Genomic DNA, 19,094 nt, shown 5'->3' on the forward strand with positions numbered 1-19,094 from the left:
TGAGTGCCTGATTGCACGTTACTAGTGCTGCGTAAGTGCCTGATCTAGCGCTGGTTTGTTGCACAGCCTGCAATTTGAGTCCGTGCTGCAGGGCTGTCGCGCGAGCCGTCTTGGTGGGCCTCGTATCGGAATAAGAATAAAGCTCCCGGTCTCTACTCAGCTGTTTAATCGGTTGAGTAAAGACCGGGAGTTCTTGTTTGCGCCCCGTTAACTCAGCTCGGGGTGAGCCGCAATGACCTCATCGACATCATCACGGGATGGTGCGAACGCACCATTGTGGCTTACCGTGAGGCCAGAAGTTATGGTGGCGATGTGCAGCGCGGAGGTCACATCTGACCAGCGTGCGGAACGCAGCCGTGTTTTCGCGTCGGAACTCCCCAGCAGCCCCGCGTCGAGCAGGGCAGACAGCAGCCCTGCCATGAACGAATCCCCAGCCCCAACCGTGTCTGCCAGTTCCACATCGAGCGGGTCAATGACGAGCATGTCGCGCTCACCTTTGAGCATCACGTAGGCACCCCATGGTCCACGCGTCGTAATCATCATCGATACGCCCTCACGCAACCAGCGGCGCATAACCTCCTCAACGGGGGTATCTGGGTAAAGCCACTGCAAATCTTCATCGGAGGCCTTGACCACGTCCGCGAACCGCACAATCTGCTCAATTCGATCGCGGACTAAACTGGGGTTTTCCATAATCGCCGGGCGAATATTCGGGTCGTACGAAATCGTGGACGACAACGACATTTCCTTAACCGCGCGCAGAACCTTATCGGCGCCAGGGGCGATGGTGGCGGCCATCGACCCGGTGTGCAAGTGCCCGTACTCGCGTGCGTTAGAGATCGGGGGGACGTCCCACAAGATGTCGAACTCGTAGGTGGCGCGGCCCTGCTCATCCAAAGTGGCTTCCGCCAAAGTGGTTCGCTGCGCCCCGTCCACCCCCGGAACCGTACGTACCCCCTGCTGTTTGCAGTGTTCAGCGAGCCGGTTTCCACGCTCATCGGGCCCCCACCAGGCAGCTAACGTGGAGTCGTGGCCCAGCTGCGCAACCCCAACTGCAACATTGAGAATACTGCCGCCAACGAATTCAGCGGTGTCTGTACCTGGGCGTGACACCCGGTCTATGAGCGCTTCTCCGATGCTTAGAACCTGCGTTTTTGGTTGCGTAGTCAACGTTTTCTCCTTCAAATACGAAAGGGGGTACCTACCTATTTTATGGCCTTGAGGCACATGCGCCTGGGACTTGCGCGAACTAAAACGCACAATGCAAGCTGAAACCACTGCAATGCGGGCCTAGCGGTGCTGTGGACGAAGACGTGCCACACTGGAGGTATGTCCACACTACCGCTACCAGCATTATTCACTGACGCACCCGGAACCAACGTACCCCCACCCAGGGTCTACCAAAAATTCGCGGACGCGCTGGCTGGCTGCCGGGGAGAACTGGACTTCACAACCCTCGCGCGCACAATCTATTCTTCCGATGCAGGAAACTACCGGGTGGTACCCCAATGCGTTTTCGCTCCATTCAACAAAGACGAAGCAATCCTAGCTATTCGAAGTGCTCTCGCATTGGGGATCGCGATAACCCCTAGAGGCTCAGGTACCTCATGCGCTGGTAACGCGATTGGACCTCAACTAGTAATGGACTACGCGCGGCATATGAACCGCGTGCTAGAAATAGATCCGCACACCCGAACCGCGGTAGTAGAACCCGGTTGTATCGAAGGTACCCTCCAAGCGCAGGCAGGTAAATACGGGCTGCGGTTCGGACCAGACCCTTCCACGCAAAACCGCTGCACCATTGGGGGGATGGCAGGCAACAACGCTTGCGGCCCCCGGGCGATGGCGTGGGGGAAGACGAGCGCGAACGTGCTTGGCCTCGAGGTGATCGATGGTGCTGGCCGACACTATTACGCGGAATCTGGGGACTTGAGCGCTGTGAATGGGCTTGAGGAGCTCGTGGATGCGAATTTGGAACCGATCCGCAAGCACATGGGGCGGTTCAATCGGCAGGTGTCTGGGTATTCACTGGAGTATCTCCTTCCGGAAAACGGACGTAACCTCGCGTCCGCACTGGTGGGGTCTGAAGGTACCCTCGTGTCAATACTGCAGCTCAAAGTCCGTTTGGTGGAGGTACCCCCGAACCCGGTGCTGGTTGCCGTGGGGTATGCGGACATGATCGCAGCGGGCGATGATGTTCCCACGGTTTTGAAATACAAACCTCTGGCGGTGGAGGGGTTGGATTCGCGGCTCGTTGAAGTGGTGCGTGATCACAAGGGGCCTGGTGCTGTCCCCGCTTTGCCCGACGGCAACGGGTGGTTGCTGTGTGAAGTCGGTGGAGAGGACTTGTCCACAGCCATGGCGACTGCCCAGGAGCTCGCCGCAGCTGTGAATTCTGAGGATGTGCGCGTATATCCTCCTGGTGAAGATGCAGTTAGACTCTGGCGGATTCGGGCTGATGGAGCTGGGTTAGGAGGGCGCACCCCGCGCGTGCGGGACGAGCAAGGTAAAACAATAGGTGGTAATGAGCAGGCGTGGCCGGGGTGGGAGGATGCCGCAGTACCTCCCGAGTACCTCGGGGATTACCTGCGTGACTTCACCGCACTGATGCGTGAGCACGGTGTGGATGGTTTGCTGTACGGGCACTTTGGGGATGGTTGTGTGCACGTGCGGCTTGACATGCCGTTGGGCTCAAAAGCAGGTGTGGGGCGTTCGCGTGCTTTTCTTGAGGATTGTGCGCGCCTCGTCGGACGCTACCGCGGTTCTATTTCGGGTGAGCACGGCGATGGGCGTTCGCGTTCGGAACTGTTGCGGCACATGTACCCGGCGAAGATCGTGGAGTTGTTCGCGCAGGTAAAGCACTTGTTTGACCCGAATAACCTCATGAACCCGGGGGTGTTAACCAGGCCGCTCGCGGTTGACGTAAACCAGCGAGAGGGAACGCGGAAGAACGCGCAATCGGTTGCTCCGGACCCGTTCGATGTGGGGTTGCGGCGCTTGCACGCCCGCGCAGTTGATGTTGACGGCGGGTTTTTCTTCCGCGAAGATCATGGAGACTTCACGACCGCGGTGCACCGTTGCACTGGGGTTTCGAAATGCCGGGTGGATAACTCCGCGTCGGGTGGGTTTATGTGCCCGTCGTACTTGGCGACGCGGGAGGAAACGGATTCGACGCGTGGCCGCGCCCGAGTGCTTGAGGAACTAACAAACGGTGGTCTGGTGGCGCGTTGGGACGATCCGAATGTGACTCGTGCACTGGACCTGTGTTTGGCGTGCAAGGCGTGTGCAACAGATTGCCCCGCGGGCGTTGACATGGCTAAGTATCGCAGTGAGGCCCTGTGGCGGCGGTATCGTAATCGGATCCGCCCGTTGACTCACTATCTATTGGGGCGGCTTCCTTCAATAACGCGTTTGAGCGCGAGCATGCCGCTGGGGGCGAGGTTCATAAATGCGTTGATGGCGGTACCTACCCTCAAGAATATGGTGTTTAACCTGGTGGGGATCGATTCACGGCGGCCTATGCCGAAGCTTCAAGATCACCGTTTCAGCAAAGTCGCTAGAGGGTACCTGCGGCAAGAGCGAAAAGGTACCCCCAGCCAACATAAGGCGGACGTACACAAGGCAACACCCACACCAGGTACCTCCACGGAAATGCCAGATTCCCAAACGCGAACGCCAGGTACCCCCACTGATGCTGAGGGCCGTAGATACGTGCTTTTGTGGGCGGATTCTTTTTCTGAGGCGCTGGATGACGCGGGTGCGTACGATTCTCTGCAACTGCTGGTTAAGGCGGGGTATAAGCCGTTGCTCCCACCGGAGGACACGTGCTGTGGGCTGACGTGGATTACAACTGGGCAGTTGCCACAAGCACGGAAGAAGCTTGAACATTTGACACGCGTCTTGCTGCCGTTTGTGAGGGCGGGGGTACCTATTGTGGGGGTGGAACCATCGTGCACGGCGGTGCTGCGCGATGACATCAAGGATCTTCTGCCGGATTCAAAGGTGGCGGGGGAGATCGCTGCAGCAACGTGCACGCTCGCTGAATTACTCACTGATGAGCGCACACGGCCTGCGGACACCGGGTGGCTACCTAATCTTGAGGGGAAGACGGTGGTGGCGCAACCGCATTGTCACCAGTACTCAGTTATGGGCTGGGGAGCGGACGAACAACTGTTGAAGTTCGCTGGTGCGAATGTGATTAAGCTGTCTGGCTGCTGCGGATTGGCAGGCAATTTCGGTATGGAGAAAGGCCATTACGATGTGTCTGTGCAGGTGGCGAATCATTCGCTTTTACCACAGTTAGCTAAGTACCCTCAGGCAATTTTCTTGGCAGACGGGTTTTCGTGTCGAACCCAAGCGGAACAACTGGCGGGGCGGCGGGGGCGCCACTTGGCAACGCTACTCCTTAAGGGAGTGAAAGGGACGGCACTTGGCAACGCTACTCCTTAAGGGAGTGACGGATGAGGTTTCGTAAGTAACCTGCGAGTCCGCACCAGGTATATGTGAGTCTCCGCCGAAGTCTATGAACCTTTGCTAGATATACCTTTGCCAGATATACCTATGCCAGGGATTTATAGGTCGTCGCGGGGATCGAATGCGCGCAGAAAACGTGGGTTTCGCAATGGGGGTACCTTGGGCGTTTCACCTGGCGCCGTTACGTGTGATAATAGAACTTGGCGATTGATTTGGAAGGGCGTGACATGCCTCTGTTTGAGTTCGACGAGGGTCGTTTAGTTCCCGCTCAGTTCGGGCGGACTGTTGAGAATGGTCTGACTGATGACATCCTCACTAGCGTTCGTGAACAAGTCCTGGAGATTGTGGGGCGCCCCCTTTTCCCAATAACTTGGCAAGATACCGCACCGGTTGGGTCTGGGATGGATGGTGGGGCACCGCGTTTAACGGCGCTGGATGCGTCTGGTCAGGTTGTGTCGGTGGAGGTTTTCGCTTCACTGGACTCAAAAACGATGATAGATTCGCTTTCTCGCCTGGCGGACACGGCGTCACTTGGGTGGAATGATTTGGCGGCAGCGTACCCGGGTGGGATTCAGAATTTCCGGCTTGGATGGGCGGAGTTTCGTGATGCGATGCCACCTTCTCCCGCTCCGGGTCCGCGTCTAATCTTGGTTGTCGGGCAGATTGATGCCGCTGTCCGCCCCGCTTTGGATGTGCTCGCCACTTCTGGGGTTGAGGTCCATGAGATCGCGGTTCGTTCCATGTCTAACGGCCGCCAGTTTTTAGACGTTGAGGCTGTGGGCCCGCGGCTGTACGGCCACAACCCTAACTTGTTGGCCTCCACTGGGCAGATACCGCTGCTAACTGGTGCGGATCAGTCAGTTGTTGAGGAACGCGGTACCTCTCTTGGGAAAGAGGGTACCACTGCTCAGGAACGGGGTACCTCGGGGCAGGCAGCATCGCGACGAGTTGAAAAACCGCAGGTCACGGCCCCTTCACAAGAAAGTACCTCCGAGGAAGTTACTCCCGCAAATGAGTCGACTGCCGCCGCAGAACCGGAACCACACGCTGCGCAAAACGAGGTTGAACCTCAAGACGCAAGAGTAAAGCCAGAACCTCAAGATGGAAAAGTAGAACCGGAATCTCACGCTGCGGAAGATAAACCGGAATCGCATCGTCGTCTGGAAAACCAGGTGACACAGGAGCATCAAACGGGGGGTGCGAATTCCCATATTCCAACTCTTGAACGTGGGGCGCGAGCACTGGCGATTATCGGCCAGATTTTGACGGAAGATACCACTGTTGTGTGGCGTGACCAGGCGGATCAAACGGCGGTACTGACTGTTGATGGGCAACTGCGTACCGACCAGTGGTCAACAACCGACCCGAATGAGGCGGCGGCGATTGTAAGTGGTTCCTCCGAATATGACGGGTGGGCCGTGTGGAAGCTTGGGGACACGTCGGGCCCTTCCCTGGGGGAGGCGTTGGACGAAATTAACGACCAGATTCGCGCGGAATATGAAACTGTGGGGAAACCGCAGCGGGGTAGGCGAGCGCGCCGCGGGTAGCGTTCTAAGCGCGGGTAATAACTTAAGCTAGCGTCCGCCCATCCGACGACACGATTGCGCAACCTTCCCGTTATGAATACGCCAGGTTTATTGATTTTGCAGAATGGGTTACCTCACGCGTTTACCGGGCGTGCGAGTTCACCTGCGTACAGGTTGAACCTTTCAGCCCGTATAAATCCTGCGAGTGCCACGCCTGAGGCGGTTGCTAACTCCACGGCAAGACTTGTGGCGGCGGACAGGGACGCCACCGCGGGAATGCCCGCCATCACTGCTTTTTGTACTAGTTCAAATGAGGCTCTAGACGACATTACGAGCATGGTTTCACCGAGGGGTACCTGGTTGCTCATGACGAATGAACCAATCAGTTTGTCCGCAGCATTGTGCCTACCCACGTCCTCACGAAACCGTAAAAGCTCACCTGAAAGTGTGAATAAAGCAGCTCCATGACTCCCCCCGGTGCGGCGAAAAAGCTGCTGTTGCTGGGCAAGTGCGTCCGGCAGACCCAAAATCACCTGCGGGTCCAACGAAACCGACTCAAGCACACCATGCCGGCGGCCTAGTACCCGCTCAATCGAAGTGCTGCCACAGACCCCGCACGCAGAGTTCCCAGCGACGTTCCGGGCCGCGCTCTCCCACTCGACGTGCGGCGCTAACCGCACGTTCACCACATTGTAGGTGTTGTGGCCACTCACTTGTGCACCGAAAGTACCCCCGGCTAACCCACCTATTTCTTGGGCCCAGGTACCGCTGATACTGCCTTTGGACGCGAGGGTACTTTCGGTTGAGGCACCACCGAAACCGCTTTTGGACGCGAGGGTACTTTCGCTATAAATACCGCCTTTGGATGTGAGGGTACTTGCGTTTGAGGTTCCGCCAACATCTCCGCCAATACCACTGCGGGTACCTGCGGTTCGGTTGGCAATTGGGATGAGGTCCTCGGGCTTGCGTATCGTGGTACGCCCCGCGCAGTACTGCATGGAGAGCACGTCATCGCTGGAGCTGATAACACCTTCGGAAAATAGGAACCCGTGGATTAACTCGTAGTCATGCCCGGGGGTACGCATGGTGGTTGCGAACGCCTGTCCGTTTATGCGTATTTCCAGTGGTTCTTCCACAACAACGCGGTCTCGGCGTGCACGTACCCCCTGCGGGGTTACGCGCACCACCCGCACGTTTCTAGCTCCCTGAGCCATGCTACCTAGCTAAATCCTCACTCGAAATCCGCATCTACAATCTGCCCCAAAAGTACTCAAGCCCACTCAGACCTAACCGCAGAATCTTTTGACCACGCAACCGGGTCACTCCGGCCGGCCTAAAAGCTCACCGTAGCCCCTCTGGCCGACCCAAAACGCAGATAAGTTCCCTCACCCACATTGGCGCGGTCACTTCACCTACACTGCTGTGGTCACTTCACCCGGCCCAGCAGCCTCCCCGCCAGCCCCACGGCTAGACCCGGAAGCACCACCATCACCCAGCTCAGCAGCTCCAGCTACCACAGCAGAAGGATCAGCAGTGGCTTGGGCAAGCAGCGCGGGTTCCAGGCGTACCTCAATGGATTTCATGATCGGTGTTTCCGAAGAATCCCCAAAGGAATCCATAGAGATCAGCACGTTCGTTTCCGGCATGTAGGTTGCTAAGCAGCCGCGTGGGGTGTCGTACTCCACGATCCGGAAGTTCGGTGCCCGCCGCGTACCATCCTCGTAATCGGCATAAATGTCTACCAAGTCACCCTGCTCGTAACCGCACTGGCGCATGTCAGCTGGGTTCATCAGCACAACTCTGCGGCCACTGTGAATCCCGCGGTAACGGTCGGACATACCGTAAATCGTGGTGTTGTACTGGTCGTGCGAACGTAGCGTCTGCATCAAGAAGTACCCTTCACGAGCCCGCGTGGTATTCATCTTGTTAACCGTCAGGTTCGCTTTCCCATTCGGCGTGGTGAACTCTCGCACCCGCGGCCCGTTGTACAAGATCAGGCCCGCAGGGTCCTTCATCCGTTCCTCATAGTTCTCAAAGATTGGGAACACACCTTCAATGTGCTTACGGATCTCGGTCGTGTAGTTCCCCATGTCCCGCCAGTACTGCTCATGGTGAAGCCGGTACCCGATCTCCCCAAAAATCTTCATCTCACTAGGCAGATCCTGCAAAATCTTGTGCTTGCCATACGACGCGGTTACGTACCCCATGGAGTCCTCTGTAGACACCGCCTGCGGATTCCCCTCAGGATCCAAATTCAGATCAGAACGCGTCAAAACCGGCAAAATCAAACCAGTCTTCCCCGGGTACAAGTGCGACCGGTTCAACTTAGTGGACAACATGACAGTCATGTCGACCTGGTCAATCACTTCCTCCAGCACCGCCGTGTCTCCGGCCGCACGCAAAAAGTTACCGCCAAGCGACAAGAAAAATCGAACCTTACCATCCCGCATCGCCTGACACGTGCGGGTCACGTTGTAACCGTGGTGGCGCGGTACCTCGAACCCAAACTCTTTCTCCACGCCATCCAGCAGGGCTTCACTGGGCTCTTCCCAAACCCCCACGGTGCGGTCCCCCTGAACATTCGAGTGTCCGCGCACAGGGCAGGTACCCGCACCGGGCCGGCCAATATTACCAGTCAGCAGATGCATGTTAACGATCTCGCGTAGCAAGGGGACGGAGTTCTTATGCTGGGTGGCACCCAACGCCCAACAGGTCACGACACCGCGTTCACCAGCCTCGATAATGGACTCAGCCACCATCTCCACGTCTTCCCACGGCAGCCCACACTTGCGTACTACCTCATCGGGATCCACACTGCGCAAATACGCAATCGTTTCCTCATAATTTGCGCAGTACTTACGCAAGAAATCCCAGTCAATGTACCCGCGCTCAACTAGAACATGGTTTACGCCCTGCCAAAACGCCAAATCTCCATCCAGGCGAATCTGCAGATATTCATCCGCTAGCTTTTCCCCAATCCCCAGGGCGCCCACTGGTTTTTGCGGGTTCAAAAAGTTCTGCAATCCCGCTTCCTTCAGCGGATTTATAGCAATCATCTTCGCCCCATTCTTCTTCGCTTTCGCAAACGAAATGAGTTGGCGCGGATGGTTAGTGCCCGGATTCTGTCCAACGGTTACAATCAACCCGGTTTTCTCCAGGTCGTCAAGCGTAACGGTTCCCTTCCCAATCCCAATCGTCGGGCCGCACGCCTTGCCGGTGGCTTCATGGCACATATTCGAACAGTCCGGCAGGTTGTTAGTTCCCACGCGTTTTGCCAGTACCTGCAGCATAAACGCGGATTCGTTTGAGGCGCGCCCCGACGTGTAATACACGGTTTCGTCCGGGTGGTGTTTCTTAATTTCATCGGCGATGAGGTCGTAGGCCTCGTCCCAACCAATTGGTTCGTAGTGGTTGCTGCCTTCGCGAATGATCATCGGGGTGGTTAAGCGGCCCTGTCGGCTGAGCCAGTAATCCGTTTCTGCCCGCAGGTCCACAATCGAGTAATCCGCAAAGAACTGCGGTGTGCACCGCCGCCCCGTTGTCTCTTCCGCCAGTGCTTTCGCCCCGTTTTCGCAAAAGTCAACTACGCCACCTTCACCCGGTTGGGCGTCCGGCCACGCACACCCCGGGCATTTAACACCCTTGGGGGTGTTCAGCACGATGAGTGGTAGTAGACCGCGTTCACGCACCCCAAAGAACGCGCCGCGAACAGCTCCTTCGACGCCAGCGGCTTTCGTATGTGGGGCAGAAATGCGCGGGTGGTCAGGCACGTTTGCGGCAGCATCGCCGACGGCCTCAATAATATTGACCCTCTTAATGGCCTTATTTGCGGGAACAGTAGTAGACATACCTCCAGTTTAAGGCTTTTTTCCTATTGTTTCACGAGGCCTGAGGCGTATCTAAGCCACCCTCACACCCCTCAGGGGGCACCTGTCAAAAAGCGCCGCAAATGCGCTCTGAAATGTGTTAATGTGACGGGTTTGCGACCCCAATATAGTTGAGCCATTTTTGAGTGTCTCGCCACAGTGCCTCACGCGTGTCCGGAAGCGACAAAGTTAGGTCGTGCACACCGCGGTAACGGCGGATCGTTATCCACTCACCGAGCCGCGCAGCCCGCTCCACGATGTCACGCACGTTCAGCACCGCATCCGCGAACCGTACGTCCGCACTCCACTCCTCCCGGTCGTAAGAAGAAGCTGACGCGAGCGTCAAAATCGGACACGTGATGTCCAATCCTTTCGCTACCCGCTGATGCCCTTCTCCGATCGCCGCAAGCCATCCAGCGAGAGTTTGCCGGTTGTCAGACTTCCATTCCGGCAGAATCGACCACCCGCGGATCGCAGGGTCGTTGGCCCACTGCTGATACATCTGGGGCAGGGCACCGTCGCGTTTTTGCCAGCCCTGCAGTGACTCGCCGTAGAAATTGTTCCCACCCGTGTTAATCACCCACCGCGGGTCACGGCTCGCCATGATCTCAACCAGTTGCTGCGTTGCCGAGCGCATGAAGGGTGAAGTCTGCAGATCCAACCAAGGCGAGTTCAACCACAGTGCCGCGAGTGCCCCCGGGTTGCGATGCGCCCACAGCGAAGCCGTTAACCCACCTGTGGAGTGCGCCATCATTACCACGGGTAAATCCGTTCCGATGACGCTCAGCGCTTCCGAAATGTCCTCATCGTACGTGCGCAAGCTTGTGATCCACCCAAACGTCTGATTCTTACGCCACGAACGACCGTATTTACGTAAGTCCAGTGCGTAGAACTGCCCACCCATCAGTGCGATTGCGCGTGCCATTTCGCGATTAAAAAAGTAGTCGTTCCACCCGTGAATATACAGGGCGTTAAACAGCGGCTTCCCCCGGTGGGCAGGGAGGTTTTTCAGCACGAGGGCAGCCGGGTCCGCCTCGGGTTGACCTGCCTGCAAAGCCGGGCTCGCCTGCGCGTGTGCATCGCGTAAACCCGGGCCCGCCTGCGAGCTGGCGTCGTGTAAACCTGGGTCCGCCTGCGCGTGTGCATCGCGTAAACCCGGTCCCGCCTGCGAGCCGGCGTCGTGCAAACCGGGATTGAGGGCGCGCATAACTGGATCCGCCGCAGGCGTGTGCCGAACCAGCGTGGCGACAACCTCGCCTTCCTCATCCGGCAGTAGCTGCAGGGCCATCGCCTCGAAACCATCGCCAAGGATATCTGGAGTCCACACTCCCGCCCGGGGGATCGCAGTATTGCCAAATGCGCGCGTGGGGTCAAACGTTTCCATTCCTCTACTTTAGAAGAATCCGCTTCTTGACACGATTTCCCCGTGCCTGGTGCGAATCCAAATTAAAACTATGAGGTACTTAAAACTCGCCTGCCTCACGGTTTCGGTAAAGCCGGTTAGGCGCGTGGTTTTAGCTGTATTCTCCGCGTTAAAGACGCGCGGGCGATATTCCTCAAAAATAGTAAAATCAAGAGGACACGCCGACCAATCAATGGGACTAGTGTTAATGATGTTGCGATAGTTGTTGCTGTTGCGATAGTTTAGTTTCAACATAACGTTTTGGAAAAGAAATGTCTCGCGCGCCTGAGTGTGCGCGAGAGGTTTGGAATGAGGTTACATTGACGCGAATCCGGTCTAGAGGGACTATGGTAGTCACCTCTTTGTTGCTAACTTCTGGGTTGGTGTTAAGTGCAAACGCACTACCGTGGGGCAGCGAACAAACCACTGCTTTCGCAGCTACGGATCCCTCAGAAATGTCCGTCGCACAAATCGAAGTGGAACTAGCGAAAGTTCGCGCTAACGCTTCCCAAAGCGACATCAACGCCCGCATGGCGGAGGAACAACTCGCGCAATCACGCGACCGGCTCGACCAAGCGAACGCCCGCGTTAAAGAAGCACAAGACGCGGTCAACGCGTCAAAAGCTGACCTCGACAAAGCCCGCGACAACCTCGCGGAAGTAAGCCAAACTGCGTACCGCGCCGGCAACGGTGGACTCGACCAGTTCGCGCCCTACCTGAAAACAGATGGCCTGGCGGAACTGGAACGGTCCGACAAAGCAATCTCCACGTTCTCCGCAGAAGTAGACCAACGCATGCAACAAGTGTTGGCGCTAGAAAAAGTGACAAACACGCTGTCGGGGCAAGCACAAGAAGCGCAGCAGCAAGCGCAAAAAGCTAACGATCAGGTACAGGAAAAAACCACTCAGGCGCGTGGTGAAGCCAAACAGGCTCGCGACGAAGTGACGCAAGTGGAACGCCGCCGCGAAACCCTGATCAACGCGCTCGCGCAGCGCCGTAAGACCTCGGTGGAAGAAGAAACGCGTCGGCAAAACGAGCGTGACGAACAGCAGGCCCGCCGCGTTGAAGCAGACGAACGCATCCGCGTTGAGCAGCAGCAAAACCGGCCGCAACCAACCGCACCGGAAGCGACGCAAACTCCGCAGCCAAGCCCGTCCCGGCCCGCACCAAGCCAGCCGGCTCCCAGCCGGCCTGCACCGACGCGGCCCGCACCGACGCAGCGCCCAGCCCCGCGTCCAACCCCACCGAAACCGAAACCACAACCAGCACCGGCCCCCGCTCCAGCACCTTCACTGTCTGGAGCTCAGCAAGCGATCGCATTTGCCCGCTCTAAGATCGGTGCCACCTACGTGTGGGGTGGGGAAGGCCCCGGCTACGACTGCTCCGGTATCGTAATGATGGCTTGGCGTTCAGCAGGCCGCGCCTCGCTACCGCACTCCTCACAACAGCAGTACTACGCCACCGCGCGAGTACCGATTAGCCAACTGCAACCCGGAGACCTCATATTCTACGGTCGCGGCGGCAGCGCAAACGCGATCTACCACGTAGCGATGTACACGGGCAACGGCCGGATGATCGAAGCAGTTGACTTCGGGTACCCACTCACAGAGGGACCACTGCGTTACACCGGCCTGGTTCCCTCAGGCGGACGGGTACTGTAAAAAACTAAAAACCGCGTTAAAACGCCGGTGGTGACCTAAGCGTTACCCACCGAAACGAAAAAGTGGGGTACTGACACCAGTCGGTACCCCACTTGGCTTACCAGATAGTTTTAGTCGTAGTAACCTGCATCCTTAGCTCGCTGGTAAGAACGATTGACTTCCGCTTCCGCTTCCTCACGGCCAACCCAGTGCGCGCCCTCAACAGACTTACCGGGCTCCAAATCCTTATACACCTCAAAGAAATGCTGAATCTCAAGCCGGTGGAACTCCGAAATGTCCTCAATCTCAGTGCGCCACGACGCCCGCTGGTCGCCCGACGGCACGCAAATCACTTTGTCGTCGCCACCGTTCTCATCGCGCATCCGGAACATCCCGAGCGCGCGGCAGCGAATCACGCAACCGGGGAACGTGGGTTCCTCCAAAATCACCAACGCATCCAGCGGGTCCCCATCCTCACCCAACGTGTCCTCAATAAACCCGTAATCATCCGGGTACCGCGTAGAAGTGAAGAGCATGCGGTCCAAACGGATCCGCCCCGTCTCATGGTCCACCTCATACTTATTGCGATTGCCCTTCGGGATTTCAATCGTTACATCAAATTCCAAAGCCATTCCCTTCCCGTGTTGTAGGACTCCAGATTACCTGACTAAACCTTCAATGAATCACACTACACTTAGAACGGGACATAAAGGCACCAACGGAAGGAAAACATGGGGAAGCGACTGCGAATCATGCTGGTCGGCGCCGCCACCGCAAGCGTACTGGTAGGCGGATACGCGGTTGCGGACGCGTTCGACATAGTCCCCGGGTTCATAACTACTCAGCGCCCCCCAGTGGGTGCCCCACCGCCCACACCTTCCACTCTGTCTGCAGACCCGAACCTACCCACTCACATGGAGTTAAACCTGCCTCCAATCAGCGGCAAGGACCTCAGCAAACCGTGGCAAAACCTGCAAAAAGCGGCGAAAGATGGCAAATACACGCCCGCTGCCTACGTGGTGGACGCACTCACCGGTAACGTGCTACTGGACGGGAATGGACGCAAACCCCTCACGCCCGCATCCACCACCAAACTACTGACAGCCGTGCAGATCGCCAAGCAACTCAAGGCAACGGAAACGCTAAAAACCACGGTGTGGCAAGCAGCGAACGGTGACCTTCACCTGGTGGGTGAGGGGGACCTCATGCTCGCGGAAGACAAAGGTAACTCGCAAGCGGTCGTGGGACGTGCGGGGCTGGGGGACCTGGCGGAACAAGTGGTGAAAAACACGCAAAAACAGCGGACACCGCAGCAAACGCGGGGAACGCAGAACCCAGCGGAATCGCCCAAGGGAAAGAACACAGAAGAATCGCCTAAGGGAAATACGCCGGAGCCGGAGCAGCAGGCAACGAAACTGATTTACCACGACGCAATTTTTGATGGGGCCGCCCGAGAAAAACTTGCCGACGGGCTGACTAGGTGGGTCGGGCCGGCAGCAGCATTCGGCACTGACACTGGGAATAGTGAAGGTAAGTACACGAGTGCGGACGACCCCGGTGCGGATGCGGCTAAGACGCTGGCGAAACAGTTGGAACAGCGGGGAATCAAAGTGGATGTAAGCCGGTCGGCCACACCATTTACGGTAGGTACCCCAGGCGAGAAGGCGAAACCGCAGCAGGTGGGACAGGTGGAGTCCGCGCCAATTGCCGCTCTAACCCGCCGCATGCTCGAGTATTCGGATAACACGTGGGCGGAACAGTTGTGCCGGCTCAGCGCGCAGAAAGCGGGGAAAAAGTCGGATGTGAGCGGCGCGGCACAGCTCGTGCATGACACCATTTCGAAACACGGGGTTTACAGTGACGGGCTGGTGCTGCATGACTGCTCCGGGTTGAATGACGCCAACAAGATCGCGCCGCGCACCACCGTGGAAGTGCTGCGGTCCCTGTGGAACAGTGAAGACCCGCAGCAACGTACCCTGTCGCGGAGCTTGTCGGTCGGACATTTTGTGGGCACGCTCGAAGACCGCCTAGATAAAGCCCCCGCAGCCCGCGTGGTTGCGAAAACGGGGAGTCTAGACACTGTGTCTGCCATCGCCGGGTATGCGACCACCAAGTCCGGTCGCGTACTGGTCTTCGCGGTTCAAGCCGCAGATGCCGAGGAGGGTGCCTATATTGCACGCGAAGACATTGACGCTTTTATTAGAGAGCTTATTTCCCTATGAGGCACCCGGCCGAACCTAAGTACCCCCCGCTGGAACCTAAGTACCCCCCGCTGGAACCTAGGTACCCCCAGTGCTCGAAGGGGAAACAAAACACTGGGGCGGAGCACGCTGAGGCGCAAAACGGCCCTCGAACTGCTCGCTCGAAACGCGAAGAAACCCGCGGTGCCGCCCGTCCCGCGGTGTGTGATTTGGTGGGGGCAACTCCGCGCGGGAGTGTGCGGGCCGTGTCGTTGGCGTTGCGCCAGTGGATGTTACACCACCAGCCAAACCGCGTGGTGTGTGCGTGTTCAGGTGGGGCTGATTCGCTATCTTTGACGATAACGGCGGCTGACCAGGCGTTTCGCATGGGGGTACCTGTGGAAGCACGGATTGTGGACCACGGCTTGCGCCCAGAATCCGCGGACGAATCCGCAGGTGTTAAGCAGCTGCTAGAAAAACTGGGGGTACCTACACGGGTCTTGGCTCCCACTGTGGGCACGGATGGTGGGGTTGAAGCAGCGGCACGCGACGCCCGCTACAGTGCACTGCAGAGCGACGCCGCGCAAACCCCAGGAACTACCGTGCTGCTCGGACACACAATGGACGACCAGGCCGAGAGCGTACTGCTGGGCCTCAGCCGTGGTTCCGGAGCGCGATCAATCGCAGGAATGCGCCCGTACGCCCGCACCGACCACGGGGGTACCTCGGTGGGATGGGGCCGGCCCCTACTGGGGGTACGTCGCGAGCAAACACTGCAGGCGTGCGCAGAACTGGGGGTACCTGTGGTGCACGACCCCACGAATGAGCTCGACGGCCCATGGGAAACCGCACAAGGTACCCCCCGGCCCAGAATCGCATTACGACACCGTGCAATCCCAACGCTGTGCCAAGCCCTCGGGCAAGATATAGTCCCCGCCCTGGCGCGTACCGCCCAACTACTGCAGGCCGACACCCAGGCGTTAGATGCGATTGCAGCGAGGGTACTTAGCGACCACGGGTTAGATGTAGACGTGCTCGCAGCGCAAAGCCAGGCGGTCCGCACGCGGGTGCTGCGAATGGCGGTGCAGGCCGTGCAATCCCCCCAAGTACCCCTCACTTTGGAACACACGCGAGCGCTAGACAAACTGGTGACCGATTACCGCGGGCAAGGCCCCATCGTGCTGCCACGCAAGTTACGCGCCTGGCGAACCCAGCGGGACGAAAGTGGTAAACGGTGGATCAGAATACGTTTCGTCGAGTAAGTGTGGAAAACTGGGAAGCATCGAGTAACCGCGAGGGTACGTGCAAACCACCGGGTGGGGCGCGGACACTACCAGTTGGGCAGCAAACCGCGCGTGCACGCGAATGCGAGAGGAAAAGGATATGGACGCTCACGACATGGGAGCGGACCTGGAGAAGGTCCTGATAACACAACAGCAACTGAACGAACGCCTCACGCAGATGGCAGGCGAAATCGACCGGGACTACGCGGGCCGCGACATCCTCATGGTGGGGGTACTTAAAGGAGCGGTAATGGTGATGGCAGACCTGGCTCGCCTGGTGCACACGCCGCTGCAGATGGATTGGATGGCGGTGTCCTCTTACGGAAAAAGCACTAAATCCTCTGGTGTTGTCCGCATTTTGAAGGACTTGGACACGGACGTGGCGGGTCGGGATGTGCTGATCGTGGAAGATATTATTGACTCGGGTTTAACCCTTGCATGGTTACAATCAAACTTGTTAGAACGAGGCGCGGCTTCCGTTAGGATCGCCACCGCCTTGCGTAAACCGGATGCCTTGAAGGTGGACGTTACCGTTGACTACGTGGGGTTCGACATTCCGAACGAGTTCGTTATCGGATATGGCTTAGACTACGCAGAAAAGTATCGGAACCTACCTTTCGTAGGGACGTTGGCTCCGCACGTATATTCCAATTAGTAGAGGTACGCAGTGGCTAAAGGAAAAAAGAAACGTAACTGGCTTGCCGTTTGGATTCCTATCCTCGTTATTTTGGGGGTTGCCTTCACTATGTGGCAACTGTTCCAACCCGCGTCTATTCGCACGGATGAGGGGATGGAGCTGCTCAAAGGTAAGACGGTGGAGAGTATTGTTGCGAACGACCGCACCCAGGTGGTGTCGTTGGAGTTGACGCAGGATTTTGTGCATGAGGGCACGGGGCCGCGCGATCCGCGTAAGAATCAGGGTCGGAAGGTGACGTTCACGTATTCTCAAGCGCAGGCGGAGACGGTGTATAAACGCATTGAGAGCAACGATGCCCGCCTTGGTTACAATGTGGAGAATCCTCAGCCATCGGCGTTCGGGTCGATTTTGACGCTCGCGGTACCGATGCTGATTATCCTCGGTGGTTTCTACTGGCTTTCGATGCGCGCTGGTGGGCGCGGCCTCATGGGCGGTATGGGGCAGTCGAAAGCGAAAGATGTTACGAAAGAGAAACCGAAAACCCGGTTCAAAGACGTTGCGGGTGCGGATGAAGCCGTGGAGGAACTGCAGGAGATCCGCGAGTTCTTAGCGAAACCAGAGAAGTTCTTGGCGGTGGGCGCGAAGGTGCCGCGCGGCGTGCTGCTGTACGGCCCCCCGGGAACGGGTAAAACTTTGCTGGCCCGGGCGGTAGCGGGGGAGGCGAATGTTCCGTTCTACTCCGCGTCTGGTTCTGAGTTCATTGAGTTGTACGTCGGGATGGGTGCCTCGCGCGTGCGGGATTTGTTCCAGAAGGCGAAGAAAGCGGCGCCGGCAATTATTTTCATCGATGAGATCGATGCGATTGGTGGCCACCGTGGGCGCGGTGACGGTAGTGGCGCCACGTCTGAGCAGGAGCAGACTCTGAACCAGATCCTGGTGGAAATGGATGGGTTCGACGAGCGCACCAACGTGTTGTTGATTGCGGCGACGAACCGGCCGGATATTCTTGATTCCGCGCTGTTGCGCCCGGGCCGGTTTGACCGCCAGATTGGGGTGGAAGCGCCGGATATGAAGGGGCGTGAGGCCATTTTGCACGTCCACGCGCAAGGCAAACCGCTTACCGGGGACGTCGATTTGAAGATGGTTGCCAAACGTACCCCCGGGTTCACGGGTGCGGATTTGGAGAACGTGTTGAATGAGGCGGCTTTGCTAACGGCGCGTTCGAATGCGGATCTGATTGACAATCGGGCGATTGATGAGGCGATTGACCGGGTTATCGCGGGCCCGCAGAAACGCACGCGGGTGATGAATGCGCACGATAAGGCGGTGACTGCGTATCACGAGGGTGGGCACGCACTGTGTGCGGCTGCGCTTCGGTACACGGCTCCGGTAACTAAGGTGACGATTTTGCCGCGTGGGCGGGCGCTTGGCTACACAATGGTGATGCCTACGGAGGATCGTTATTCGAAGACACGCAACCAGTTGTTAGACGACCTCGTGTACGCGCTGGGGGGCCGGGTTGCGGAGGAACTAGTGTTCCGCGATCCGTCTACGGGTGCGTCGAATGATATTGAGAAAGCGACCTCTACTGCCCGCGCCATGGTGGTGGAGTACGGGATGTCGGACGTGATTGGCCCCGTGAAGGTGGGCAGTGCGGAGAACGACCCGTATGCGATGCGGGCTGGGAAACCGGTAATTGAACTGTCAGACGAAGTGACTGCGAAGGTGGATGTGGAGATCCGCCAGCTGATGGACACTGCGATGCGGGAGGCGTGGCAGATCCTGTCGAAGAACCGGGAGCTTTTGGACCGGTTGGCGGGCCGTTTGCTTGAGGAAGAGACGTTGAACGAGAACGAGCTGTCGGAACTGTTTAAGGATGTGATTAAGCAAGACGAGCGGCCCGTGTGGAACTACCAGTCTGATGCCGCGGTTGAGGGAGTTAAGTGGGGTGACCCCGTGGGGATGGAGTCGCAGTCACAAACCCCACCAACCCCGGAGCATCCGGCACCGCAGACCACGCGCGTGGCTGATCCGAATGCGGAACGTTTCGACTCAGCACCCATGCGCGGCGAGGCTGGCGAATAAGG

The 19,094-nt window shown here is 58.0% G+C and carries 12 protein-coding genes; 7 read left to right on the plus strand and 5 right to left on the minus strand.

What is annotated here, in order from left to right; translation table 11 throughout:
• Positions 1-207: 207 nt before the first annotated feature.
• A complete protein-coding gene (locus QS713_RS03005; RefSeq protein WP_313272331.1) occupies positions 208-1,170 on the minus strand; it encodes a carbohydrate kinase family protein in 963 nt (320 codons plus the stop codon).
• Between the two features lie 159 nt (positions 1,171-1,329).
• On the opposite strand from QS713_RS03005, the gene QS713_RS03010 reads away from it, so the two are divergent.
• The gene (locus QS713_RS03010) at positions 1,330-4,449 is read left to right on the plus strand and encodes an FAD-binding and (Fe-S)-binding domain-containing protein (protein ID WP_313272333.1); all 3,120 of its coding nucleotides are present in this window, start codon (positions 1,330-1,332) and stop codon (positions 4,447-4,449) included.
• A 251-nt stretch (positions 4,450-4,700) separates the two neighbouring features.
• Positions 4,701-6,020, plus strand: coding sequence for a hypothetical protein (locus tag QS713_RS03015; RefSeq protein WP_313272335.1), 1,320 nt, complete (start codon positions 4,701-4,703; stop codon positions 6,018-6,020).
• A gap of 113 nt (positions 6,021-6,133) precedes the next feature.
• Here QS713_RS03015 and fdhD read toward each other — a convergent pair whose 3' ends face one another.
• The 3 genes from fdhD to QS713_RS03030 all read right to left on the minus strand — a co-directional run bounded on the left by fdhD (position 6,134) and on the right by QS713_RS03030 (position 11,249).
• Entirely contained in the window at positions 6,134-7,213 is a 1,080-nt protein-coding gene (gene fdhD / locus QS713_RS03020) for a formate dehydrogenase accessory sulfurtransferase FdhD (protein WP_313272337.1), read from the minus strand.
• A gap of 198 nt (positions 7,214-7,411) precedes the next feature.
• On the minus strand, positions 7,412-9,847 hold the full coding sequence (locus QS713_RS03025; RefSeq protein WP_313272339.1) for an FdhF/YdeP family oxidoreductase: 2,436 nt from the start codon (positions 9,845-9,847) through the stop codon (positions 7,412-7,414).
• Between the two features lie 118 nt (positions 9,848-9,965).
• Positions 9,966-11,249, minus strand: coding sequence for an alpha/beta hydrolase (locus tag QS713_RS03030; protein ID WP_313272341.1), 1,284 nt, complete (start codon positions 11,247-11,249; stop codon positions 9,966-9,968).
• Positions 11,250-11,614: 365 nt separating this feature from the next.
• On the opposite strand from QS713_RS03030, the gene QS713_RS03035 reads away from it, so the two are divergent.
• Complete coding sequence (locus QS713_RS03035) at positions 11,615-12,928, plus strand: C40 family peptidase (protein ID WP_313272343.1); 1,314 nt, start codon at positions 11,615-11,617, stop codon at positions 12,926-12,928.
• 110 nt (positions 12,929-13,038) lie between these two features.
• Here the strand turns inward: QS713_RS03035 and QS713_RS03040 are convergent, their stop codons facing one another.
• Positions 13,039-13,533: an inorganic diphosphatase gene (locus QS713_RS03040; RefSeq protein WP_102216599.1), complete on the minus strand. Its 495-nt coding sequence runs from the start codon at positions 13,531-13,533 to the stop codon at positions 13,039-13,041.
• Positions 13,534-13,638: 105 nt separating this feature from the next.
• Between QS713_RS03040 and QS713_RS03045 the strand changes: the two genes are divergently transcribed.
• The 4 genes from QS713_RS03045 (at position 13,639) to ftsH (ending at position 19,092) form a co-directional block, all read left to right on the plus strand.
• Entirely contained in the window at positions 13,639-15,129 is a 1,491-nt protein-coding gene (locus QS713_RS03045; protein WP_313272345.1) for a D-alanyl-D-alanine carboxypeptidase/D-alanyl-D-alanine-endopeptidase, read from the plus strand.
• Positions 15,126-16,349: a tRNA lysidine(34) synthetase TilS gene (gene tilS, locus QS713_RS03050; protein ID WP_313272347.1), complete on the plus strand. Its 1,224-nt coding sequence runs from the start codon at positions 15,126-15,128 to the stop codon at positions 16,347-16,349. The genes QS713_RS03045 and tilS overlap by 4 nt, the downstream gene beginning before the upstream one ends.
• A gap of 121 nt (positions 16,350-16,470) precedes the next feature.
• On the plus strand, positions 16,471-17,025 hold the full coding sequence (hpt, locus tag QS713_RS03055; protein ID WP_313272349.1) for a hypoxanthine phosphoribosyltransferase: 555 nt from the start codon (positions 16,471-16,473) through the stop codon (positions 17,023-17,025).
• Between the two features lie 12 nt (positions 17,026-17,037).
• Positions 17,038-19,092 (plus strand): ATP-dependent zinc metalloprotease FtsH, encoded by a 2,055-nt coding sequence (gene ftsH / locus QS713_RS03060; RefSeq protein WP_313272351.1) that lies wholly within the window; start codon positions 17,038-17,040, stop codon positions 19,090-19,092.
• Positions 19,093-19,094: the final 2 nt, after the last annotated feature.

The organism is Gleimia hominis, assembly GCF_032085515.1.
Lineage (GTDB): Bacteria > Actinomycetota > Actinomycetes > Actinomycetales > Actinomycetaceae > Gleimia > Gleimia hominis.